Annotated in this window: 19 protein-coding genes; 16 read left to right on the forward strand and 3 right to left on the reverse strand. The window is 60.5% G+C overall.

What is annotated here, in order from left to right; genetic code table 11:
- Positions 1–41: 41 nt before the first annotated feature.
- From AKG12_RS24595 to AKG12_RS24625, 7 genes are all read left to right on the forward strand, one after another.
- Positions 42–1,547 (forward strand): sensor domain-containing diguanylate cyclase, encoded by a 1,506-nt coding sequence (locus AKG12_RS24595; protein ID WP_052820814.1) that lies wholly within the window; start codon positions 42–44, stop codon positions 1,545–1,547.
- A gap of 262 nt (positions 1,548–1,809) precedes the next feature.
- Entirely contained in the window at positions 1,810–3,024 is a 1,215-nt protein-coding gene (locus AKG12_RS24600) for an efflux RND transporter periplasmic adaptor subunit (protein WP_082179033.1), read from the forward strand.
- A 12-nt stretch (positions 3,025–3,036) separates the two neighbouring features.
- Positions 3,037–6,171, forward strand: a complete 3,135-nt coding sequence (locus tag AKG12_RS24605; protein WP_052820816.1) for a multidrug efflux RND transporter permease subunit — start codon at positions 3,037–3,039, stop codon at positions 6,169–6,171.
- 119 nt (positions 6,172–6,290) lie between these two features.
- The gene (locus AKG12_RS24610; protein ID WP_082179031.1) at positions 6,291–6,914 is read left to right on the forward strand and encodes a TetR family transcriptional regulator; all 624 of its coding nucleotides are present in this window, start codon (positions 6,291–6,293) and stop codon (positions 6,912–6,914) included.
- A gap of 194 nt (positions 6,915–7,108) precedes the next feature.
- Positions 7,109–8,632, forward strand: a complete 1,524-nt coding sequence (locus AKG12_RS24615; RefSeq protein ID WP_052820817.1) for a sugar ABC transporter ATP-binding protein — start codon at positions 7,109–7,111, stop codon at positions 8,630–8,632.
- A gap of 52 nt (positions 8,633–8,684) precedes the next feature.
- The gene (locus AKG12_RS24620) at positions 8,685–9,686 is read left to right on the forward strand and encodes an ABC transporter permease (protein ID WP_052820818.1); all 1,002 of its coding nucleotides are present in this window, start codon (positions 8,685–8,687) and stop codon (positions 9,684–9,686) included.
- A 72-nt stretch (positions 9,687–9,758) separates the two neighbouring features.
- Entirely contained in the window at positions 9,759–10,712 is a 954-nt protein-coding gene (locus AKG12_RS24625; RefSeq protein WP_046800863.1) for a substrate-binding domain-containing protein, read from the forward strand.
- Between the two features lie 251 nt (positions 10,713–10,963).
- On the opposite strand, the gene AKG12_RS24630 is transcribed toward AKG12_RS24625, so the two are convergent.
- Positions 10,964–11,857, reverse strand: coding sequence for a LysR family transcriptional regulator (locus AKG12_RS24630; RefSeq protein ID WP_046800864.1), 894 nt, complete (start codon positions 11,855–11,857; stop codon positions 10,964–10,966).
- A gap of 537 nt (positions 11,858–12,394) precedes the next feature.
- On the opposite strand from AKG12_RS24630, the gene odc2 reads away from it, so the two are divergent.
- From odc2 to AKG12_RS24675, 9 genes are all read left to right on the forward strand, one after another.
- Positions 12,395–13,528, forward strand: a complete 1,134-nt coding sequence (odc2, locus tag AKG12_RS24635) for an ornithine/lysine decarboxylase (RefSeq protein ID WP_046800865.1) — start codon at positions 12,395–12,397, stop codon at positions 13,526–13,528.
- Positions 13,529–13,775: 247 nt separating this feature from the next.
- A complete protein-coding gene (locus AKG12_RS24640; RefSeq protein WP_046800866.1) occupies positions 13,776–14,345 on the forward strand; it encodes a GNAT family N-acetyltransferase in 570 nt (189 codons plus the stop codon).
- Between the two features lie 467 nt (positions 14,346–14,812).
- A complete protein-coding gene (locus AKG12_RS24645) occupies positions 14,813–15,214 on the forward strand; it encodes a MarR family winged helix-turn-helix transcriptional regulator (protein WP_046800867.1) in 402 nt (133 codons plus the stop codon).
- An 89-nt stretch (positions 15,215–15,303) separates the two neighbouring features.
- The gene (locus AKG12_RS24650; RefSeq protein ID WP_052820819.1) at positions 15,304–16,599 is read left to right on the forward strand and encodes an MFS transporter; all 1,296 of its coding nucleotides are present in this window, start codon (positions 15,304–15,306) and stop codon (positions 16,597–16,599) included.
- 560 nt (positions 16,600–17,159) lie between these two features.
- On the forward strand, positions 17,160–18,539 hold the full coding sequence (locus AKG12_RS24655; protein WP_052820820.1) for a GH1 family beta-glucosidase: 1,380 nt from the start codon (positions 17,160–17,162) through the stop codon (positions 18,537–18,539).
- A gap of 368 nt (positions 18,540–18,907) precedes the next feature.
- On the forward strand, positions 18,908–19,537 hold the full coding sequence (locus tag AKG12_RS24660) for an NAD(P)H-dependent oxidoreductase (protein ID WP_046800870.1): 630 nt from the start codon (positions 18,908–18,910) through the stop codon (positions 19,535–19,537).
- A 370-nt stretch (positions 19,538–19,907) separates the two neighbouring features.
- Complete coding sequence (locus tag AKG12_RS24665) at positions 19,908–20,948, forward strand: methionine ABC transporter ATP-binding protein (protein WP_052820841.1); 1,041 nt, start codon at positions 19,908–19,910, stop codon at positions 20,946–20,948.
- Positions 20,938–21,606, forward strand: a complete 669-nt coding sequence (locus tag AKG12_RS24670; RefSeq protein WP_046800872.1) for a methionine ABC transporter permease — start codon at positions 20,938–20,940, stop codon at positions 21,604–21,606. The genes AKG12_RS24665 and AKG12_RS24670 overlap by 11 nt, the downstream gene beginning before the upstream one ends.
- A gap of 33 nt (positions 21,607–21,639) precedes the next feature.
- The gene (locus AKG12_RS24675) at positions 21,640–22,419 is read left to right on the forward strand and encodes a MetQ/NlpA family ABC transporter substrate-binding protein (RefSeq protein ID WP_046800873.1); all 780 of its coding nucleotides are present in this window, start codon (positions 21,640–21,642) and stop codon (positions 22,417–22,419) included.
- Positions 22,420–22,450: 31 nt separating this feature from the next.
- On the opposite strand, the gene AKG12_RS24680 is transcribed toward AKG12_RS24675, so the two are convergent.
- Entirely contained in the window at positions 22,451–22,729 is a 279-nt protein-coding gene (locus AKG12_RS24680) for a hypothetical protein (RefSeq protein WP_052820821.1), read from the reverse strand.
- The gene (locus AKG12_RS24685) at positions 22,726–23,163 is read right to left on the reverse strand and encodes a putative toxin-antitoxin system toxin component, PIN family (RefSeq protein WP_052820822.1); all 438 of its coding nucleotides are present in this window, start codon (positions 23,161–23,163) and stop codon (positions 22,726–22,728) included. The genes AKG12_RS24680 and AKG12_RS24685 overlap by 4 nt, the downstream gene beginning before the upstream one ends.
- Positions 23,164–23,248 lie beyond the last annotated feature (85 nt).

Raw genomic sequence — 23,248 nt, forward strand, 5'->3', positions numbered from 1 at the left:
TTTGGCATCCGCCTGCATCCACCCTTGAGAAGACTGCCCGTATGAGTGAGACGATCGATACCAATATCTTCAATCTCGCGCCGGTGGCGATGTGGATCGAGGATTTCAGCGCGGTGAAGAGCCAGTTCGATATCTGGCGGGCTGAGGGCGTCGAGGATCTCAGGGCGTTTCTTCTGGAAGATTTATCGCGTGTGGCGGCGTGTTCGCAGAAAATCCGCGTCATCCAGGTCAATGCCAAGACGCTGGAACTGTTCGAGGCGCGCGATCAGGCGCATCTCGTCGACAATCTGCATCGGATTTTTCGCGACGACATGCTGGAAAGCCATGTGAACGAGCTTTCCGAACTCTGGGCGGGGCGGACGGAATTCACCAGCAATGCGGTGAATTATTCGATCGGCGGCAGGCGGCTTGATATCCAGCTGCGCGGCGCGGTCATACCCGGCCACGAGAACACGCTCGGCCGGCTGCTTTTGACCACCGAGGATGTGACGGAACGGGAAGAAGCCCGCCGCAAGGAGCTTCTCAACCGCCGTTATGCCGAGGGCATGTTCAAGCATTCGCCGGTTTCGCTCTGGGTGGAGGATTTCAGCCGGGTGCGGCGACTGATCGAGGAAGTCCGGGAACGCGGTATCATCGATTTCCGCGTGTTCATGGATGTGCATCCCGAATTTGTGCGCCAATGCATGAGCGAAATCCGCGTCATCGACGTCAATCGTGCCACGCTTGACCTGTTCTGCGCGCCGGACCGGCAGGTTCTATTGCAGCGGCTCGGCGATATTTTCCGCGGCGAGATGGAAAAGCCGTTCCGGGAACAGCTGATGGAGCTTTGGAACGGCAATCTCACTCACCATCGCGAGGTGGTGAATTATGCGCTTGACGGCTCGGAGCGTCATGTTCTCCTGCATTTTTCCGTCTTCCCCGGCCACGAGCGTGACTGGTCGCTGGTGCAGGTGGCGCTGACGGACATCACCGCGCGCAAGAAGGCGGAAGCCTATCTCGAATATCTCGGCAAGCACGACGTGCTGACCAAACTGCATAACCGCGCCTTTTATTCGGATGAGTTGAACCGGCTGGAGCGCAGTGCGCTGCGGCCCGTTTCTGCCATTGTCATCGATCTCAACGGCCTGAAAGAGGCCAATGACAAGCTCGGCCATGATGCCGGCGACGCCCTGCTGCGGCGGGTGGGCGAGGTGCTGAACGGCGTGGTGGCCGCGCCCAACCATGCTGCGCGCATCGGCGGCGATGAATTCGCCATTCTTCTTCCCGGCGCCGACAAGCAGATTGCCGCTGCCATGGTCGAAACAGTCTATGAGCTGCTGAAGATCAACAACCAGTTTTATTCAAGTGCGCCGCTCAGCCTGTCGCTGGGAGTGGCGACCAGCGAAGCCGGCGAGGCGATGGAATCGCTGGTGCGCCGCGCCGATATGAATATGTACGAACATAAGAACGCCTATTATGCGGCCCTGCGCAGCAGATCCGCCGACAACAGCGAGACGCCGAAGAGCAGTCCGCAGCCGGAAGCCACTTCGCTGAAACGCCTGTTCTAAGCGGGCAGGCGAGGGCGCTCCCGCTCCCGTCTCTCCACCGGCCGCTCCCGCAATTCCGGCCGTCCGATTGCGGCCGGCCTTTTCACCGTCCGGTCTGGGTGCCTTCGGCTATCCAGTGACCACGAGTTCCGTTTCTCAAGAGACACGCATCTTCACAAGCGCGTGAGACCGCTGTTGCGCTGCAACAATTCCATTGCCCGAATTTTACATACGTCTTAGTATGTATGTAAATGTGACCTTTTTTGTGGATTCGGAGCGCAGTATGGCGAAGAAATTGGGGCAGATCGTAGCGGTGTTGTTGACGGGCATCGTTCTGGTCGGATGTAGCGACGAGCAGGCATCTGCGCCTGGCGCGCCGCCGCCCGGCGCGGTCAAGGTCGTGACCGTGAGCCAGGAAGAGCTGCCCATCACCAATGAATTGCCGGGACGCATCGCGCCGACGCGGCTTGCCGAAGTACGCCCGCGCGTCTCCGGCATCATTGTCGAGCGGGTGTTCGAGCAGGGCTCGCTGGTGAAGGAAGGCGATGTGCTCTACCGGATCGACCCCGCGCCGTTCCAGGTGCGCGTCGATAGCGCCGAAGGCACGTTGCGCCGGGCGCAGGCCGCACAGCTGCAGGCGCGGCAGACGGCTGACAGGCAGCAGCAGCTGCGCCGCTCGAATGTTGGTTCGCAGCAGGAATTCGACAATGCTATCGCCCAGCTGGCGCAGGCGGATGCCGAAGTGGCGGTGGCCGAGGCCGGCGTTGCGGAAGCCAAGCTCAATCTGCAATATGCCAATGTCACCGCACCCATCAGCGGCATGATCGGCCGGGCGCGCATTACCGAAGGCGCACTCGTTAGCGCCACCGGCTCGGAGAACCTTGCAACGATCCAGCAGCTCGATCCGATCTATGCCGACTTCACCCAGCCCGCCGCCGATCTCATTCGCCTTCGCAAGGCCTTGCAGGATGGCCAGTTGATGACAGGCCCGAACGAGGCGGAAGTCAATCTGCTGTTTGATGACGGCACCCGTTATCCGATTTCGGGCCGCCTGCTGTTCTCGGAGGCGGCGGTGGATGAAACCACCGGCCAGGTGACGCTGCGCGGCGAATTCCCCAACCCGAACGGCGACCTTTTGCCGGGCATGTATGTCCGCGTGCAGATCCAGCAGGGCATCCAGAAGGCGGCCTTTGCCGTGCCGCAGCAGGCGGTGCAGCGCGATTCGGGCGGGCAGGCGAGCGTGCTTGTCGTCAATGCCGAAGACACGGTCGAACAGCGCCGCGTCAGCGTCGGCCGCTCGATTGGCGATCGCTGGGTGATTACGGAAGGCCTGAAGGACGGCGACCGCGTCGTTGCCGAAGGTTTCCAGAAAACCGCGCCGGGCGCCAAGGTGAAGCCTGAGCCATGGTCTGCGGAGCCCGATGTCGCTGCCGCCGCCGGCAGCGAAGGCGCGGCTTCGGCCGAGACCTCGTCTGAGACCCCGGCCGCGAAGCAATAAGGACCGATTTTCATGGCACGTTTTTTCATCGATCGGCCCATTTTTGCCTGGGTCGTCGCCATCTTCATCATGCTGGCGGGCCTGCTCGCCATTCCCATGCTGCCGATTGCGCAATATCCGAATGTGGCCCCGCCGCAGATTTCCGTCGGCACGACCTATCCGGGCGCATCGCCGGAAGATATCTATCAGAGCGTCACGCGTCCCATCGAGGAAGAGCTGAATGGCGTCCCGGGTCTGATCTATTTCGAATCGACGTCGGAATCCTCCGGCCGTATCTCGATCAACGTCACCTTCGAACCCGGCACCAATATCGGTGAGGCGCAGGTCGAGGTTCAGAACCGTATCGCCCGTGTCGAACCCCGGCTGCCGCAGGCGGTAACGCAGCAGGGCCTGCGCGTTGAGCAGGCCGGAACCTCGTTTCTGATGATGGTGGCGCTGACGTCCGTGGACGGCAATACGGACGCCATCGGCCTTGGCGACTATCTCAGCCGTAACGTGGTCGGTGAGTTGCGTCGCGTTCCCGGCGTCGGCAGCGCGCAGCTGTTCGCCACCCAGCGCTCCATGCGCATCTGGATGGACCCCGACAAGATGCTGGGTCTCAGCCTGACCTCGAGCGATGTCATCGGCGCAATCCAGGCGCAGAACTCGCAGGTCGCGGCTGGCCGCATCGGCGCATCGCCAAACCCCGTTGGCCAGCAGATTTCTGCCACCGTCAACGTGCAGGGCCAGCTGACCTCGCCGGAAGAATTCGGCTCCATCGTGCTACGCGCCAATCCGGATGGTTCCTCCGTCCGGCTGCGCGATGTCGCGCGGGTCGAGGTGGGCGGGGAAAGCTACACCTTCTCGAGCCGCCTGAACGGCAAGCCCAGTGCGGCCATCGGCGTCCAGCTTTCGCCGACGGGAAATGCGTTGCAGACTTCCGAGGGCGTGCGCGCCACGATGGAGGAGCTGTCGCGTTATTTCCCGGCGGGTATCGAATATGAAATTCCCTACGATACCAGCCCCTTCGTGAAAATCTCGATCCAGAAGGTGATCAACACGCTGGTGGAGGCGATCATCCTCGTCTTCGTGGTGATGTTCGTCTTCCTGCAGAACATCCGCTACACCATCATCCCGACGCTGGTCGTGCCCGTGGCGCTGCTCGGCACCTGCGCCATCATGTATATTTCGGGCTTCTCGATCAACGTTCTCACCATGTTCGCCATGGTTCTCGCCATCGGCATTCTCGTCGATGACGCGATTGTCGTGGTGGAAAATGTCGAGCGCATCATGGCGGAAGAGCATCTGTCGCCGAAGGAGGCGACCCGCAAGGCGATGGGCCAGATTTCCGGCGCCATCATCGGCATCACGCTGGTTCTGACGGCGGTGTTCGTGCCCATGGCCTTCTTCCCCGGCGCCGTCGGCATCATCTACCAGCAGTTCAGCCTGACCATGGTGGTCTCCATCCTGTTTTCCGGCTTCCTTGCCCTGTCGCTGACGCCGGCGCTCTGCGCGTCGTTCCTGAAGCCGATCAAGGCCGGGCACCATGAGAAGAAGGGCTTCTTCGGCTGGTTCAACCGCGGCTTCGACAAGGCCTCGCATAAATACTCCTCGTCGGTCGGCAGCATCATCAAGCGTTCCGGCCGCTTCATGGTCATCTATGCGGCGCTGCTTGCTGGTCTCGGCTGGGCCTATATGCAATTGCCCAGCTCCTTCCTGCCCAATGAGGACCAGGGTTACCTGATCGTCGACATTCAGGCGCCGGCGGAAGCCAGCAGCGAACGCACCCTGCAATCCATCCAGGAAATCGAAAAGATCTTCCTGGCGGAGCCGGCGGTTGATCGCGTGATTGCGGTTTCGGGCTTCTCCTTCTCCGGTTCCGGCCAGAATGCCGGTCTCGCCTTCGCGACGCTGAAGGACTGGAGCGAGCGTGGGCCGGAGGATTCCGCCTCCGCCATCGCCCAACGCATCAACGGCAAGCTGTGGGGCCTGCCGGGTTCCATGTCCTTCACGCTGTCGCCGCCGCCCATTCAGGGTCTCGGCAATTCCAGCGGCTTTACCTTCCGCCTGCAGGATCGCGGGGGTGCCGGGCAGACGGCGCTGAGCGCCGCCGGTGCACAGCTGATGGCGGCAGCGCAGAAAAGCCCCATTTTGGCCGGCCTGCGTGTCGAAGGCATGCCGGACTCTCCGCAGGTCAACCTCATCATCGACCGTGAAAAGGCCAACACCTTCGGCGTGACCTTCAGCGACATCAACGCCACCATCTCGGCCAATATGGGTTCGTCCTACGTCAACGACTTCCCCAATGCCGGCCGCATGCAGCGCGTGACGGTGCAGGCGGAGCAGGGCCAGCGCATGAAGACCGAGGATCTTTTGAACCTCAATGTCCGCAATGCCAATGGCGGCATGGTGCCGGTAAGCTCCTTCGCCTCGGTGGAATGGGTGCGCGGCCCCTCGCAGGTGGTGGGTTACAACGGCTATCCGGCGATCCGCATCGGCGGCCAGTCGGCGCCCGGTTATTCCTCGGGTGATGCGATTGCCGAAATGGAGCGTCTGGCGGGCGAATTGCCAAACGGCTTCGGTTTCGAATGGACCGGCCAGTCGCTGCAGGAAATCCAGTCCGGCTCGCAGGCGCCGGCCCTCATCGGCCTCAGCGTGCTGTTCGTCTTCCTGCTTCTCGCGGCGCTTTACGAAAGCTGGTCCATTCCGCTCTCCGTCATGCTGGTGGTGCCGCTCGGCGTCATCGGTTCGGTGGCGGCGGTGATGCTGCGCGGCATGCCGAACGATGTCTACTTCCTGGTTGGCCTCGTCGCGATCATCGGGCTTTCGGCCAAGAACGCGATCCTGATCATCGAATTCGCCAAGGATCTGCGGGCGGAGGGCAAATCCACCTATGATGCGACGGTGGAGGCGGCACACCTGCGCTTCCGACCGATCCTGATGACCTCGCTCGCCTTCTCGCTCGGCGTGCTGCCGATGGCAATTGCGTCGGGCGCCAGTGCGGCGAGCCAGAACGCCATCGGTACCGGCGTTCTGGGCGGCATGATCTCGGCGACGATCCTTGCCATCTTCTTCGTCCCCGTCTTCTTCGTGTTTGTCATGAAGTTTTTCGGGGATCGGAAGAAGGACGACAAGATTGCTGCTGACGCCGTGTCGCCGGCGGAATAAAACGGATGTGAAGGCCTGGCCGAAAGTCATGTGAGTGTATTCATGTGAATGACAGCCCGGCACGACAAGAAAAGGCACGGTGCGAAAGCGCCGTGTCACGATTGGAAGGAGACATCAGCATGCGCCGTACCAAGGCCGAGGCAGAAGAGACGCGTCAGGCGATCCTTGCCGCTGCCGAGCGTGTGTTCTTCAAAAAGGGCGTGGCCAATAGCTCGCTGGACGAGGTAGCGGTCGCGGCCGGGGTGACGCGCGGGGCGATATACTGGCATTTCTCCAGCAAGACGGACCTTTTCATCGGCCTTTACAAATCGGTGGCGCTGCCGGAATCGGATCTGCTTGATTTCGATGATCCTGATCTCAAGGGGTTGACCCTGCTGGCCAAGATCGAGGAGGCGGCCTGCAAGTGGCTGGCACTTCTGGCGCAGGACGAACAACGCCAGCGCATCATGACCATCAGCCTGCGTACCAGCTATTCGGACGAATTCGCCCCTGTCCTGCATGCACAGGAGGAGCTGGACCGCTACCACAAGGATCGGCTGGAAGCCGCTTTCGAGCGGGCGCAGGCGGAAGGTGCCTTCAACGACAACTGGACAGCGGAATCGGCGCTCGGGGCACTCTACTGGCTGCTGAAAGGCATCTGTTCCGACTGGCTGCTGTTCGGCAAGCGCTTCGACCTTGCAAAAGACGGCGGCAAGGCCGTGCATAGCCTGATGAAAGGCTTCAGGCGCGCCGCAAATCCCTGACCCGATCCGCCGCTGGGTCGGGAAGTCCCCTTCAAATTTCAGTGTATTCTAAAAGACGAGCGAAATTTGCTTTACGTACCTCAAAACGGACGTTAGCTTCTTCCCTGAGCTTTGGGAGGAGTTCGCCTATGGTCAAATCAGGAAAAATCGAGGGGCAAAAACCGTTCGTTCTCACCGGCTGTCGGTGACGGCGCATGGCTTCTGCTGACGAAACTTCAGCCCCCGTTCTTGTCCGGACGGTCGGGCTGTCGAAATCCTTCGGGCCGGTTCAGGTTCTGAAGGATATCGAGATCGCGGTGCGCGCCGGCGAGGTCCACGCCATCATCGGCGAGAACGGCGCCGGCAAATCGACGCTGATGAAGCTGCTGGCCGGCAATGAAAAGCCATCGGGCGGTGAAATCCTCATCGATGGCGCAGCCGTTACGCTTGGCGGGCCGGTGGATGCCGAACATCGCGGCATCGTTCTCGTACATCAGGAAATATTGCTGGCGCCAGATCTGACGGTGGCGCAGAACATCTATCTCGGCCGCGAATTGCATAAAGGTCCAATGATGGACGACCGCGCCATGCGCGATGGTGCGCGCAAGGCCGTTGGCGATCTCGGCGGCACGATCGATCCCGACGCCATCGTCGGCAGCCTGTCGATTGCCCAGCGGCAGCTGGTGCAGATCGCCCGTGTGCTGCTGGTGCCGCATCGCGTGGTGATTTTCGACGAGCCGACCGCGAGCCTGACGCCCATCGAAACCGATGCGCTGCTGAATGTCATCCGCGACATCCGGGCGAAGGGTGTGGCCGTGCTTTATATTTCACACCGCCTGCCGGAAGTGAAGGAGATAGCCGACCGGGTGACAGTGCTGCGCGACGGCAGGCTGGTCGCCTCGCATCCGGCCTCGGAGGTGGAGCCGGCTGATATGGCGCGGCTGATGGTGGGGCGCGATGTGGCCAAGCTCTATCCCGACCGAAACGCTGGCGGCGAGCGTGAGCCGGTTCTTGAGGTGGAGCATTTCACCGTCCCCGGTTATGCGCAGGATGCCGGTTTCAGCCTGCGCAAAGGCGAAATACTCGGTTTTGCCGGTCTGGTCGGCGCGGGCAGGACTGAGCTTATGGAGGGCGTGCTTGGCCTTCGGGCCGGGCGGGGCACGATCCGCCATCTCGGCAAACAGGTGCATTTCGCCAAGGCCGAAGACAGCCTGAAGGCCGGGATCGTTTATCTGAGCGAAGACCGCAAGGGCAAGGGATTGCTGCTGACCAAGGATTTGCGGGTCAATCTCACGCTTGCTTCGCTCAAAAAATTCAGCCGGCTGTTCCAGATCGATACCCGCCGGGAAACGGCGGCGCTGGATGATGCCATCCATGATTTCGATATCCGCACCGGCCGCAAGGATTTGCTGGCGGGCCAACTTTCCGGCGGCAACCAGCAGAAGCTGCTTCTCGCCAAGATGATGCTGCTCGATCCGTCCATCGTCATCATCGACGAGCCGACGCGCGGTATCGATATCGGCACCAAGGAACAGATCTACCGCTTCATCGCCAAGCTTGCAGACGAAGGACGTTCGATCATCGTCGTCTCCTCGGAAATGCCGGAACTGATCGGCATCTGCGACCGCATTCTGGTGATGCGTTCCGGCCGGATCGTCGGCGAGGTAACGGGCGAGCGCATGACCGAAAACGACATCGTGGCGCTGGCGACCGGCGTTCACACGCAGGAACCCGCCTGAGGCTGCGGGTTTCGAAAGATATGGCCTGAAGAAAAGACAATTGAGGGGAAACATGACCGAGGCCGCAACTGACACTGGCAAGACGCCGAAGACCTCGAAGGACTGGGACCTGCGTGCCGTGGCGCCGTTCGTGGCGCTGGCCCTGCTGCTGGTTCTCGGCACCATCGCCAATCCCAATTTCATCGGCATCGACAATCTTCTGAACGTCGTCACCCGCAGCGCCTTCATCGCCATCATCGCGCTTGGCGCAACTTATGTCATCACATCGGGCGGGCTTGATCTTTCTGTTGGCGCCATGGTTGCCTTCGTCGCCAGCCTGATGATCCTGTTCATGAACAGCGGCGTCATCGCCAGTCCGCTTTTGATGCTGCTTGCCGCCATGGCGCTGGCGCTCGCCATCGGCGCGGCCTGCGGGCTGGCGAACGGCCTCATCACCACCATCGGCCGCATCGAGCCCTTCATCGCCACGCTCGGCACCATGGGCATCTATCGCGGGCTGACCACATGGCTGTCGCAGGGTGGTGCTATCACGCTGCGCAATCCGGAAATCCAGACGCTTTATCGACCGGTCTATTTCGGCAATGTTCTGGGCGTGCCGGTACCAGTCATCGTCATCTTCGTCACTGCGGCAATAGCCGCCTTCGTGCTGTACCGCACCCGTTACGGCCGGCATCTGACCGCAGTGGGGTCCAGTGAGGATGTGGCGCGTTACTCCGGTATTTCGGTCGCCCGGGTTCGCACCATCGCCTATGTCGTGCAGGGGCTGTGTGTTGCGGTGGCGGTGCTGCTTTATGTGCCGCGTCTTGCCTCCACCTCGGCCACCACGGGCATGTTGTGGGAGCTGCAGGCCATCACCGCCGTCGTTGTCGGCGGCACGGCGCTGCGCGGCGGGGTGGGGCGCATCTGGGGCACGATCTGCGGCGCCTTCATTCTGGAGATCGTCGGCAACATCATGATCCTGTCGAACTTCGTCAGCGAATATCTGATCGGCGCCATTCAGGGAGCCATCATCATCATCGCCATGCTGGTGCAGCGTTCGCTCAGCCGCAGGTGACGTATCACGCCGCGCCATGTGGGGCAGGTGCGGTTGAAGGAGGAACGCCCCGGTCTTGGGAGGAAAGAGACTATGCGTAGAAAATTCATCGGCGTGGCCTTTGCCGCGCTGGCTGCGGTGCTGGCGGGCTCGGCCCATGCGCAGGACAAGAAGGTCACGATCGGCGTATCCATTCCGGCCGCCGATCACGGCTGGACGGCGGGTGTCGTCTACCATGCCGAGCGGGTGGCGAAGCTTTTGATGCAGGAGCATCCGGGGCTCAATGTGATCGTCAAGACATCGCCGGACGCCGCCAATCAGGCTAACGCGCTTCAGGATCTGGCCGTGCAGGGGCTGGACGCGCTGGTCGTGCTGCCGTCCGATCCCGATCCACTGGTCAACGCCATCAAGGAGATCAAGGACAAGGGCACCTTCGTCGCGCTGGTGGACCGCGCGCCGAGCGTCAACGATAATTCCATCCGCGATCTCTATGTTGCCGGCAACAACCCGGCGCTTGGCCAGGTGGCGGGCGAATACATCAAGAAAACCACGCCGGATGCGGAAGTGGTGGTCATTCGCGGCCTGCCGATCCCCATCGACCAGCAGCGCCAGGATGGTTTCGACAAGGGCATCGCCGGCTCGAACGTCAAGGTTCTCGACCGCCAATACGGCAACTGGAACCGCGACGACGCCTTCCGCGTGATGCAGGACTATCTGACCAAATACAAGAAGATCGATGTGGTCTGGTGCCAGGATGACGACATGGCGATCGGCGTGCTGGAAGCGATCCAGCAGGCGAAACGCACCGATATCCAGTATATCGTTGCGGGTGCCGGCTCCAAGGACATGATCAAGAAGGTCATGGATGGCGACAAGCTGGTGCCGGTCGACGTGCTCTATCCGCCGGCGATGGTGGCGACCGCCATGCAGCTGACGGCCGGGCATTTTTACGATCAGGTGCCGGTTGCCGGGAATTATATTCTCGACGCGACATTGATCACCAAGGAGAATGCCGAGCAGTTCTACTTCCCGGATTCGCCGTTCTGATAAGGGCTCCGGCCATGCGACGCCCGCTGAAAGGCGGGCGTGGTGATGGGTGGAAAAACTTGCAGAGATCAGGTTTTAATGAGGCCGTTGCATCCGCACACCGTCACCCCGGACTTGATCCGGGGTCCAGCGCGATCAAGTCCTTGATCGCAAAAGACTCTTTCACGGCGCAGACGCGCCGTGGCTGGATGCCGGATCAAGTCCGGCATGACGGAGGGGTGCTCGGTGAAAGCCATCAGGCTCTCCACTTCTCACCCATTCTTCCTGAACCACGCGGAGAGATAATCCACGAAGCTGCGCACCTTTGCCGGCAGGTAACGGCGATGCGGATAGACCGCATAAATGCCGCGGTCCTTGGAAATATAGTCGTCGAACAGCGTCACCAGTTCGCCGGACTGGATATAGGGCCGGGCGATGAAATCCGGCACCATGGCGATGCCGAGGCCGGCGCGGGCGGCGCGCAGCGTTGCCTGCGGGCTGTTGACCTCGATCGGCCCGCTGATCGTGACTGAGTTCGAGCCGCCATCCGGCTCCAGATACCGCACCGTATTGTGAAAACGCGTATTGGTGTCGATGATGAAGGGAACGCGGGAAAAATCCTGCGGCCCGTTGAGCGGCCCATGCTGGGCCACGAAATCCGCCGTCGCCACCGCATAGACGCGGAAATCGGAAAGCTTGCGGGCGATGAGGCCCGAATCCTCCAGCCGGGTTATCCGGACGGCAAGGTCGAAACCCTCTTCGATCAGATCAACGAATCGATCTTCGGCGACAATTTCCAGCGACAGTTCAGGGTTTTCCTTGGCGAAATCGATCAGGCTCTGGCCGACATCGGCGTCGATGAAGGTGCGCGGAACCGAAATCCTGAGCTTGCCCTTCAGATCGGCATTCTTCTCGCGCACCAGATCGGCGAGGTTGTCGATCTCCTTCAGAATGTCGGAAGCGGTGCGGTAATAGGTGTGCCCGGCTTCCGTCAGAGAGAACTGCCGCGTGGTGCGGTTGAGGAGCAGCGCGCCGAGATCATCCTCCAGTTCCCGGACATATTTGGACAGAAGCGCCTTGGAGCGCCCGGTCTTGCGCGCGGCGGCGGAAAAACCCTCCGCCTCGACGACATCGATAAAGGCGCGGATGCGGGTCAGCGTGTCCATGGAAATCCTCCGGTTCGTTCCATATAATTGAACGCTGAAGGGCGACTGTTCAACCCTAAATTCATTGCTGAAAAAATCCGCTAAATGGTGAAAAAAACCTCTTGATTATGACTGCGAATATTCTTATCTCCCGTGCTGCCCAAAGTCGCACGTGCCCATGTGTGTCCGCCGAGTCCTCGATGTGGTGAGGATTTAGGTAAGGTACCTGGAACTAACCCCTCCAGTCGCTATTCCGGCCAACCGGGAAATGCGAGGACATATGAAGCAACGACGGTGCGGGCCTTTCTGGTTCTCTGCCGGCTTTCCATCAGCCGGGGTACTGAAGAGGCACACCATCATTGCCTGAAGTGCGGTCGGGTCAATCCCTCCAATCGATGGCAGACAAAGCCGAATGATGCTCTGGCAGGGCGTCGTTCATATTCACGCCTTGAGCGTATGCTATCGATTCTGCGCCTCCACCGGCTGATTCGAATGCATATCTCGAGCGTCCTTTGTCCTCCGGATTTTTCCGGAGTCGGTTTTATAGGGAATATATCGATGACGACTGCACGCATTCTCGACTTCATCAAGACCCGACGTCCCGAAGGCCCTTGCCTTGTGGTTGATCTCGACGTCGTGCGCGACAATTTCAACGCGTTCCGGCATTCCCTGCCGAACAGCGCGATCTATTATGCCGTCAAGGCAAACCCGGCTCCGGAAATCCTGAAGCTGCTCGCTTCGCTCGGCTCCAGCTTCGATTGCGCCTCCGTGGCTGAAATCCAGATGGCGCTCGATGCCGGTGCAACGGCCGACCGTATCTCCTTCGGCAACACCATCAAGAAGGAACGCGATGTTGCCCGCGCTTACGCGCTCGGCATCGATCTCTTCGCCGTGGACAGCCATGAGGAAGTCGAGAAGGTTGCCCGTGCCGCCCCCGGCGCCCGCGTGTTCTGCCGCGTTCTGACGGATGGCGAAGGCGCTGAATGGCCGCTGTCGCGCAAGTTCGGCTGCGTGCCGCAGATGGCCGTCGACGTTCTGGTCTATGCGCATCAGATGGGTCTCGAATCCTACGGCGTGTCTTTCCATGTCGGTTCGCAGATGATGAACCTCGACGCATGGGATGCAGCACTTGCCGATGCAAAGCGCGTCTTCGCTTCGCTTTCCAAGCAGGGCATTCACCTGCAGATGGTCAATATGGGCGGTGGTTTCCCGACCAAGTACCTGCGCGACGTTCCTGCCGCTGAAGAATACGGCCAGGCAATCGACACGGCGCTGCGCAAGCACTTCGGCAACCAGATCCCGAAGACGATCATCGAGCCGGGCCGCGGCATGGTTGGCAATGCGGGCGTCATCAAGGCGGAAGTTGTTCTGGTGTCGAAGAAGTCCGACAATGACAACCACCGCTGGGTGTTCCTCGACATCGGCAAGTTCGGCGGTCTCGCCGAGACCATGGATGAGGCTATCCGTTACCCGATCCGCACCGAGCGTGATCAGGACGAGATGCAGCCCTGCATTCTGGCCGGCCCGACCTGCGACAGCGCCGACGTGCTGTATGAAAAGAACATGTACCCGCTGCCGGTCTCGCTGACCATCGGCGACGAAGTTCTGATCGAAGGCACAGGCGCCTACACGACGACCTATTCGGCAGTTGCCTTTAATGGCTTCGAGCCGCTGAAGGCTTACGTCATCTAAGGCATCCAATCGAAAGGCGTACGCGCTTTTCGGGAAATCCGATGCTGATTGAAAGTCCGAACGCCGTCCGCTGAAAAGGGCGGCGTCTCGACCAAGCTTCCGTTCCGGCCCTGCCGATTGTGCTGTTGCGCAAATCCCTGCTTGCTGCTCCTCTTCCAGCCGAGGAAAGCGTGTCGGCGGGCCGGAACGGCTCCACCATTTTTCATCAAGGGCCGCGTGTGGGCGGTTGTGTGACGGGAGGCCAAGGATGGCCGCTCTTTTGAATTCGGTACGCGCATTTTTTACACCGCAGACATTTCATGTCGATCAGGAAAATCCGGGCGATGTCGTTGCCCGTGAGAACCTGCTGGACCGCGCCATGGGCGCCGGTCGCCGCCGCAAGTCTTCCGAAAAGCTGCGCGCCGGCCGCGTTCCGGCCGAAGGCCTGGCGCTGGTCGCCCGTGATGAGGACGGCCATGTCATCGCCACGGTGCGCCTGTGGAATGTCGAAGCCGGCATTTCGCGCGAAGGCCGCGCCGTCGATGCACTGCTGCTCGGCCCGCTGGCCGTCGATGCCGCCCATGAGGGCAAGGGCATCGGCTCGGCGCTGATGCGCGCGGCGATCGCCGAAGCCACCAGACGCGGCCATGGCGCCATCCTTCTGGTCGGCGATGCGCCCTATTACGAGCGCTTCGGCTTTTTTGCCAACAAGGCGCAGCACCTGATCATGCCCGGCCCGTTCGAGCGCAGCCGTTTTCTGGCGCTGGAGCTGAAAGCCGGATGGCTGGAAGGCGCTGCCGGTCTTTTGGTGGCAAATGGCCGCCGGCTTTCGGCCTGAGGCGAATTGAAGCCATTTCCCCCGGCTGAAAGGCCGGCGTCTAGTCTGCTGACCAGGCTAACAGCCAACTCTGACGTCATCCTCGGCCTTGTGCCGAGGATCTAACCACGTCGAATAAAATCAATACGTTGGCAGATCCTCGGGACAGGCCCGAGGATGACGTCGGCGCAATTGGCATGATTTTCCTTCTCATCGGACGACGCCGCTCTGCTTTCGTGTCCGGTTAAGGCGAAAATCCTGAAAGCCTATTCGAATGAGAGTCTGGTGGCTTGTCCAGAAATTTGAACCGGACAGCAATGGGACAAGTTCGCAGGAGAGCTGCCACGGTTTTGCCAGTGGTCGCTCCGTCAAGAAGCTGGTGCTTGTTGTTTCCATCACATGGTTCATGAGGCACGACCCCTTTCCCCGCCGATAATTTTCCCGAACGCCTCTTGCCCTTGGGGATTTGCGGGTATATACCCAGACAAATGCCAAACAATAGCTGCCACTGCATTCTGTTGCGCAAAGCATCCCGCAAGGTCTCGTCCTATTATGACGAGGCGCTGGCGCCGCTTGGCGTCAATATCGGCCAGTTCAGCCTGTTGCGAAACATCAATCGCACCGCGCCGGTGTCGCTCACTGATCTTGCTTTCCGGGTGGAGCTGGATCGTTCCACCGTCGGTCGCAACGCCAAGGTGTTGGCGCGCATGGGGCTGGTGGCGATCGGCCACGGCGAGGACCAGCGGGAAGCGGTGCTGACCGTGACGGACGAGGGGCAGGCGATCCTGAAGACGGGCGCGCCGCTCTGGGACGGCGTTCAGGACGAGATCGAGGCCCGGCTGGGGCCCGAAAAGACCGCGCAATTGCAGGAACTGCTCGCCGCCCTGTAATTTTTTGATCATGAAGCGGGTATCTGCCCGTAAAATCGGGTATATACCCGCAAGACTCGGCCGAAGGCCGCTGGAAAGGGACCTTGAACATGTTCTCCACACGCCTTGCCAGCTGGATGGCCGGCAGAAACCTGCATTATGGCTGGCTTGTCGCCGCCACCACCTTTCTGACCATGCTGGCCACCGCCGGCGCCATGGGCTCTGCGGGGGTGATGATCCAGCCGCTGCATCAGGAATTCGGCTGGGATATCGCCGATATCTCCTCCGCCATGGCCGTCAGGCTGGTGCTTTTCGGCCTGCTCGGGCCTTTTGCTGCCGCCTTCATGAACCATTTCGGCATCCGGCAGGTGGTGTCGACGGCGCTTGCCCTGATCATGGGCGGCATTGTCCTTTCGTTCTTCATGACTGAGGTCTGGCAATTGCTGCTGCTGTGGGGCGTTGTGATCGGGGTCGGCACCGGCATGACGGCGCTGGTGCTCGGGGCGACGGTTGCGACACGCTGGTTTTCCAAGCGGCGGGGACTGGTGATCGGCCTGATGACGGCGAGCAACGCCACCGGCCAGCTGGTTTTCCTGCCTCTGCTCGCCGCGTTGACCGAAGCTTATGGCTGGCGGATGGCCCTGACGATGACGGTTGCGGTGATTGCGGTCGCAATGGTGCTCGTGCTGCTGCTGATGCGCGATCATCCCGCTGATCTCGGCCTGCCGGCCTATGGCGAGACGGTTGTGGTGCACCCGCCAAAGCAGGATCACAAATTCCTCGCAACGCTGGTATCGCCGATTCTGACGTTGAAAAGCGTTTCCGGAAACCCGGTTTTCTGGGTGCTGTTCGGTACTTTCTTCGTCTGCGGGCTTTCCACCAACGGCCTTATCCAGACCCACTGGATTTCGATCTGCGGTGATTTCGGCATGGCCGCCGTCACGGCGGCGGGTACGCTGGCGGTGATCGGCATTTTCGATTTCTTCGGCACCATCTTTGCCGGCTGGCTTTCCGACCGTTTCGATAACCGTTTCCTGCTGTTCTGGTTTTACGGTCTGCGTGGCCTGTCCCTGCTTTATCTCTCCTTTTCCGGGTTCAGCTTCGTGGAGCTTTCGGTCTTTGCCGTATTTTACGGGCTGGACTGGGTGGCGACCGTGCCGCCAACCGTGAAGCTCGCCGCCGAGAATTTCGGCCGCGAAAAGGCGGGGCTGGTGTTCGGCTGGGTCTTTGCTGGCCATCAGCTGGGCGCCGCCACTGCCGCCTTCGGCGCGGGTTTCTTCAAGAGCGACTTCGACACCTATATGCCCGCGCTGCAGATTGCCGGCCTGATGTGCATGATTGCCGCCGTCTCGGTGCTGCTGCTCAGAAAGCCTGGCTCGGCCAGTCTCGCGCCGCAGGCCGCGTGATCGTCACGCATTGCTCGAATAACACAGGCCGGCGGCGGATGATTTTCCGCCGCCGGCTCTTTTCGCCCAATCACTTGCCGCAAAATTGCTCCCCGCTTTTCCCCATCGCCTCTTTCGGCCGCATCATTGTTCCCGCAACCGGAACGGCAGGGCGATACGCGCGGCGTCCTTCGCGAACCGGCGGCCGGCATCGACAAGCGTGGTTCTGGCAGACCATGTTTCGGAAAGGCGCCCCGCAATGCCAGAAGCGGGGAGGGACCGATCCGATAGGTGCCGTGAAAATACCCTGACCAAAAAGGGGCCATTATCACGGCCCGCAAGACGCGGTCCGGCAAATGCACGACTTTCACCACACTTTCATCCTATCCGCATTTGCCGGACCGATGTCTCGCCCCGCTGCCTTGCCGCGGTGAATTTCCGTGCGTAAAGCGCTTTGGACTTGTTAACCTCCCATTCTGAAACGTTGTAGATTTCAACAGCTCCGGCTGTACCTGCTGGCCGACTTGGTCTAAACCGCTGTTCATCTTTTCACGCTCGATGGATATGAGAAGGCCTCTCCGATGACCGATCCCAAAGCGCTTGCAGCCCGTTTTCCCGGCGATTTCCTGTTCGGTGTGGCAACCGCATCCTTCCAGATCGAAGGCTCCACCAAAGCGGATGGCCGCAAGCCCTCCATCTGGGATGCCTTCTGCAACATGCCGGGCCATGTCTTCGGGCGGCACAATGGCGATATCGCCTGCGACCATTATAATCGATGGGAAGAAGACCTCGATCTCATCAAGGACATGGGTGTCGAGGCCTATCGTTTCTCCATCGCCTGGCCGCGCATCATTCCTGACGGTTTTGGACCGATCAATGAGAAGGGGCTCGATTTTTACGACCGGCTCGTTGATGGCTGCAAGGCGCGCGGCATCAAGACCTATGCGACGCTTTACCATTGGGATTTGCCGCTGACGCTGATGGGCGACGGCGGCTGGGCGTCGCGTTCCACCGCCCATGCCTTCCAGCGATATGCCAAAACCGTCATGGCCCGCCTCGGCGACCGGCTGGATGCGGTGGCGACCTTCAACGAACCCTGGTGCGCGGTGTGGCTCAGCCATCTCTACGGCATTCATGCGCCGGGTGAACGCAACATGGAGGCGGCCCTTGCCGCCATGCACCACATCAATCTCGCCCATGGTTTCGGCGTGGAGGCCTCCCGCCATGTCGCGCCCAGGGTGCCGGTGGGGCTGGTGCTGAACGCCCATTCCGTCATTCCCGCTTCCGACAGCGAAGCTGATCTAAGAGCGGCCGAACGGGCCTTCCAGTTCCACAACGGCGCGTTTTTCGATCCGGTTTTCAAGGGTGAATATCCGGCTGAGATGATGGAAGCGCTGGGCGCTCGCATGCCTGTCGTGGAGGCGGAAGACCTCGCCATCATCAGCCAGAAGCTGGACTGGTGGGGCCTGAATTATTACACGCCGATGCGCGTTGCCGACGATGCGACGCCGGGTGCGGAATTCCCCGCCACCACCCCGGCTCCCGCCGTGAGTGATGTGAAGACCGATATCGGCTGGGAGGTTTACGCGCCGGCGCTGCAGTCGCTGGTCGAGACCCTCTACAAGCGTTACGACCTGCCGGAGTGCTACATCACCGAAAACGGCGCCTGCTATAATATGGGCATAGAAAACGGCGAGGTGAATGATCAGCCGCGGCTTGATTATTACGCCGAACACCTCGGCATCGTCGCCGATCTCATTCGTGACGGTTACCCGATGCGCGGTTATTTCGCCTGGAGCCTGATGGATAATTTCGAATGGGCCGAAGGTTATCGCATGCGCTTCGGCCTCGTGCATGTGGATTATGAGACACAGGTGCGTACGTTGAAGAACAGCGGCAAATGGTACAGCGCGCTGGCTTCGGGTTTCCCGAAGGGCAACCATGGTGTGGCGAAGGGGTGAGGCTTTCGCCCTCATCCCTGTGCTCGTCACAGGGATCCAGCCAGCCCAAGTCCTTGGGCTGAAAGGAGTCTCTCCGTCGCGCAGACGCGCGCCGGCTGGATTCCTGTGACAAGCACAGGAATGAGGGTGGGGAGGCTGGCAGGCGCGTGAAATTCACCTGTCGCACCCCTGACAGGCGAGGACGCGAAGCCTCCCCGTAAAAAGTTCTCTCTCCTTATTATCAGTTTTCCAAACTTTTTTATCGGTTACCCCGCGGTGCCTGCTTGTGCCCGCCAACCTGCCCCCTATGTCAGACAGGCTACGAAGCGTAGCGCCCGTTCTGTCGCCCAAGGGGCAGGGCGGGCTGGTCCTCCCAAGGGAAAACGAACATGCTTATCGAAAAACTCAACTGGCGTTATGCCACCAAGAAAATGGACCCTTCCAAGACGGTGTCCGAAGACAAGGTCGAGCGCATTGTCGAGGCGGCGCGGCTGGCCCCCACCTCCAGCGGTCTTCAGCCCTTCGAGGTGATCGTCGTCACCGATCCTGACGTGCGCGCAAAGATCCGTGAAATCGCCTGGAACCAGGCGCAGGTTACCGAAGGCTCCCATCTGCTGGTATTTGCGGCGTGGGACAACTACACCGAAGAGAGGATCAACCACATGTTTGATCTGGTCAATGAAGAACGCGGCATCAAGAATGAAGGCTGGGAAGCCTATCGGCAGATGCTTCTTACCTCCTATCCGCAGCGCGACCAGCAGGTGAATTTCGAACATGCCGCCCGTCAGGCCTATATCGGTTTCGGAATGGCGGTGGCGCAGGCCGCTTTCGAGGGTGTGGATTCCACCCCGATGGAAGGTTTTGATCCGGCGAAGCTCGATGAAATTCTGGGCCTGCGAGAAAAGGGTCTGCGCTCCGTTACCATCCTGCCGCTGGGTTATCGCCAGCCCGATGGCGACTGGCTGGTGAACCTGAAAAAGGTGCGTCGCCCGCTTGCGGAATTCACCAGCCGCGTGTGATTTTCATATCGTCGCGAAATCTTGACTGCCGCAGGGTCGCCAAGGCGGCTTTGCGGTAGATTTTTTCTCTCTTTTCAGATAATTGAAAAAACATCCCTGTTAAAAGGTGGCGCGTGCGGGCAAGTATGCGCCATCGAATTGCCGATCCCCGGCATTTCTGAGTGAAAGCCTGACGAAATGACCCGGAAAATCAGCTGTTATCGAATGTGCCCCTAGGCTGCATGAAGAGAGCGGTTTCGTGCCGCAACAGGATTTTTTGAGACCCGATCCGTCACGCGTTTTCCCAGAGTTTACAATGAGTTTTCCATCATCCGCGGCACCGCCCGCGACCCGGCCACAGGCGGCCCCGGAGCGGGCGGTCAACGACCCGATGGTCACGTTTGAAGGCGTGACCAAGACATTCGGCGGTACGAGCGGCAAGCCCGGCTTTGCCGCTCTGGCCGGTATCGATTATGTCGTGCCGAAAGGCTCCATCACCGGTATCATCGGCCGCTCCGGTGCCGGCAAGTCGACGCTCATCCGCCTCGCCAACGGCCTTGAAAAACCCTCGTCCGGCCGTGTGGTCGTCGATGGCGTCGATGTCGCGGCGCTGGATGAAAAGAGCCTGCGCACGCTGCGCCGCTCGGTCGGCATGATCTTCCAGCACTTCAACCTTTTGTCGTCGCGCACCGCTTTCGACAATGTGGCGCTGCCGCTCGAAATATCAGGCATGGGCAAAAGGGAAATCGAGACCCGCGTTGGACCGCTGCTTGATCTCGTCGGGCTCTCCGACAAGGCGAGGCGTTATCCGGCCGAACTCTCCGGTGGCCAGAAGCAGCGTGTCGGCATTGCCCGCGCGCTCGCAACCCAGCCGAAGCTGCTCCTCTCCGACGAGGCGACCTCGGCGCTTGACCCGGAGACGACACAGTCCATTCTCGAACTCCTCAAGCGCATCAATGCCGAACTTGGCCTGACCGTGCTGCTCATCACCCACGAAATGGAAGTGGTAAAGACCATCGCCTCGCAGGTGGCTGTCATCGACAGGGGCCTGATCGTCGAGGAAGGCACGACCTTCGATATCTTCACCGCGCCGAAACACGAGACGACCCGCAGCCTGCTGTCGTCCTCGGTCGGCGTGAAGCTGCCGCACTGGGTCACTTCGGGTCTGAAGCCGCAGGCGGCGGAAGGCGATCGCGTTCTGGTACGTCTGGTCTTCTTCGGTGAAACGGCGTTCCAGCCGCTGACGGCCCGTCTGGTCGCTGAAATCGGCCCTGACGTGAACATTCTCGCCGGCACCATTGAGGAAATTTCCGGCGAACCCTTTGGCTCGCTCGTTGTCTCCTATCCGGCTTCGGCTGACGTCACGGCCCGCGCCGGCCGCTTTTATGCGGAAACCGGTCTTCACACGGAGGTGCTCGGTTATGTCGCCTGATATGATCTTCAACCTTCTGCTGAAGGGCCTGCTGCAGACCATGCACATGGTCGCGGTCGCCGGCATCGTCGGCTCCATCATCGGCGTGCCCATGGGCGTTTTCCTCGCCACCAGCGGCAAGGGCGAACTGTTTCCCGCCCCGATGACCAACCGTATTCTCGGCCTCATCGTGAATGCGGCGCGCTCCACCCCCTTCATCATTCTTGTGGTGGCGATCATTCCCTTCACCCGTCTCGTCGCAGGCACGTCGATCGGCACCAATGCGGCCATCGTGCCGCTGACGGTCGCGACGGTGCCCTTCATCGCAAGGCTGGTGGAAGCGGCAATCCGCGAGGTGGACAAGGGTCTCATCGAGGCTGCCCGCGCCATGGGCGCTACCCCGCTGCAGATCGTCACCAAGGTTCTGCTCGCCGAAGCCAAGCCCGGCATCACGCTGGCGCTCACGCTCACCCTGGTCAGCCTCATCGGTTATTCGGCCATGGTCGGCGCGGTCGGCGGCGGCGGGTTGGGCGATCTCGGCATCCGCTATGGCTACCAGCGCTTCATGCCCGACGTGATGCTGGCGGTGGTTCTGGTGCTCATCGTGCTGGTGCAGCTGGTGCAGAGCGCCGGCGACCGGCTGGCGCGCAGCTTCGACAAGCGGACCCGCAAGAATTAACTGCGTTTATAATAACAACCCAAGGAGACACCCATGAAAAAACTCATCCTCGCGGCTTCGCTCGCCGCCCTCTTCACCGCCGGTCAGGCGCTGGCCGAGACCATCAAGATCGGCGTCACCCCCGCCGAGCACGCGCAGATCATGGAACAGGTGAAGAAGATCGCAGCCGCCAAGGGCCTCGATATCGATATCATCGAATTCTCCGACTATGTCGTGCCGAACCAGGCGCTGAACGATGGCGAGTTGCAGGCCAATTCCTTCCAGCACCAGCCTTACCTCGACAACCAGATCGCTGACCGCAAGTTCGATCTCGTCAGCGTCGGCACCACCATCACCACCCCGATGGGCGTTTATTCGAAGAAGGTGAAGAACCTTGACGAGCTGAAGGACGGCGCGACCATCGGCATTCCGAACGACCCGACCAATGGCGGCCGTGCGCTTCTGGTTCTCGCCTCCAAGGGCGTTCTCAAGGTCAAGGAAGAAGCCGGCCTGAAGGTAACGCCTGCCGACATCACCGAAAACCCGAAGAACATCCAGATCGTCGAGCTTGACGCCGCCCAGCTGCCGCGTTCGCTTGACGACACCGACGCTTCGGTCATCAACACCAACTATGCGACGGCTGCCGGCCTGAACCCGAAGAAGGATGCCATCGCCGTCGAAAGCGAAAAGTCCCCTTACGCCAACATCATCGCCGTCCGTGCGCAGGACAAGGACAAGCCCTGGGTGAAGACGCTGGTGGAATCCTACCACAGCCCGGAAGTGAAGGCCTTCATTCTGGAAAAGTACAACGGCACGGTCATCCCGTCCTGGTAAAGAATTCCAGATTTACATCATTAAGGGCGGCTTAATCAGCCGCCCTTTTTTTGCGCAAGGAGGAAGCAGCCGTCGGCTGTATATCGCCCACATCGGGCTCGGCGTCGGGCACGCGATCCATAACGGCAAGTGCCGCATCGACATTTCCGAGGCGTGCCCGTTTTTGCAAATTCATGATGGCGCGCCGGTGGCCGATGCCATCTGCTATAAATGCCGATAACAATTGGTTCAGCGATACGTTGTCTTCCGTAGCCGCCTGTCTGGCCTCTTCCATGACATGGTCTGCTAATCTGAGGGGATAGGTGCTCATTCCCGCTGCCTCCTTGTTCTGTGCCGGGCAATAAAATCTCCGGCTCTCATGACCGACAGGCCAAATGCCGCGACTGCCGGGTGCCGGAAATCCTTGTCGCTGCTAATGATCAGGTCCGCTCCAGCTGTCAGGGCGCATTCTATGTAAATGTCGTCCTTGGGATCATGCAAGAACGGCCTGAACCTGAACCAGGGAGCGACGAGATGCGCTTGGCTGAACATGGCGTCCAGCACCGTATCGATATCGTCTCCGCTGATCGAGGGAGCCACGCCGAGCGTGCCAGTTCTTTTCAGAACGTCTTCATATTCCAGAGCTACTGCGGGTGAAACGGCAAATTCAACGTTGCCGGCGAGTAGCTCCCGCAAAAGTATATGGGACGCTCCCCGCGACGATCGCAGAGCCGAAAGCACGACATTCGCATCAACAACGATCATAAATGGATATGATGTCGTATATGATATCATGTCAAGCCTTTAATGGCGAGGTATCCTCTACAGGCCATGGAGTGACGAGATTACG

The sequence above is a fragment of the Agrobacterium sp. SUL3 genome (assembly GCF_001263295.1).
GTDB lineage: Bacteria > Pseudomonadota > Alphaproteobacteria > Rhizobiales > Rhizobiaceae > Agrobacterium > Agrobacterium tomkonis.

Coding starts and splice junctions, on each gene's coding strand:
- AKG12_RS24595 (WP_052820814.1), top strand. CDS start 42: ATGAGTGAGACGATCGATACCAATATCTTCAATCTCGCGCCGGTGGCG.
- AKG12_RS24600 (WP_082179033.1), top strand. CDS start 1,810: ATGGCGAAGAAATTGGGGCAGATCGTAGCGGTGTTGTTGACGGGCATC.
- AKG12_RS24605 (WP_052820816.1), top strand. CDS start 3,037: ATGGCACGTTTTTTCATCGATCGGCCCATTTTTGCCTGGGTCGTCGCC.
- AKG12_RS24610 (WP_082179031.1), top strand. CDS start 6,291: ATGCGCCGTACCAAGGCCGAGGCAGAAGAGACGCGTCAGGCGATCCTT.
- AKG12_RS24615 (WP_052820817.1), top strand. CDS start 7,109: ATGGCTTCTGCTGACGAAACTTCAGCCCCCGTTCTTGTCCGGACGGTC.
- AKG12_RS24620 (WP_052820818.1), top strand. CDS start 8,685: ATGACCGAGGCCGCAACTGACACTGGCAAGACGCCGAAGACCTCGAAG.
- AKG12_RS24625 (WP_046800863.1), top strand. CDS start 9,759: ATGCGTAGAAAATTCATCGGCGTGGCCTTTGCCGCGCTGGCTGCGGTG.
- AKG12_RS24630 (WP_046800864.1), bottom strand. CDS start 11,857: ATGGACACGCTGACCCGCATCCGCGCCTTTATCGATGTCGTCGAGGCG.
- odc2 (WP_046800865.1), top strand. CDS start 12,395: ATGACGACTGCACGCATTCTCGACTTCATCAAGACCCGACGTCCCGAA.
- AKG12_RS24640 (WP_046800866.1), top strand. CDS start 13,776: ATGGCCGCTCTTTTGAATTCGGTACGCGCATTTTTTACACCGCAGACA.
- AKG12_RS24645 (WP_046800867.1), top strand. CDS start 14,813: ATGCCAAACAATAGCTGCCACTGCATTCTGTTGCGCAAAGCATCCCGC.
- AKG12_RS24650 (WP_052820819.1), top strand. CDS start 15,304: ATGTTCTCCACACGCCTTGCCAGCTGGATGGCCGGCAGAAACCTGCAT.
- AKG12_RS24655 (WP_052820820.1), top strand. CDS start 17,160: ATGACCGATCCCAAAGCGCTTGCAGCCCGTTTTCCCGGCGATTTCCTG.
- AKG12_RS24660 (WP_046800870.1), top strand. CDS start 18,908: ATGCTTATCGAAAAACTCAACTGGCGTTATGCCACCAAGAAAATGGAC.
- AKG12_RS24665 (WP_052820841.1), top strand. CDS start 19,908: ATGGTCACGTTTGAAGGCGTGACCAAGACATTCGGCGGTACGAGCGGC.
- AKG12_RS24670 (WP_046800872.1), top strand. CDS start 20,938: ATGTCGCCTGATATGATCTTCAACCTTCTGCTGAAGGGCCTGCTGCAG.
- AKG12_RS24675 (WP_046800873.1), top strand. CDS start 21,640: ATGAAAAAACTCATCCTCGCGGCTTCGCTCGCCGCCCTCTTCACCGCC.
- AKG12_RS24680 (WP_052820821.1), bottom strand. CDS start 22,729: ATGAGCACCTATCCCCTCAGATTAGCAGACCATGTCATGGAAGAGGCC.
- AKG12_RS24685 (WP_052820822.1), bottom strand. CDS start 23,163: ATGATCGTTGTTGATGCGAATGTCGTGCTTTCGGCTCTGCGATCGTCG.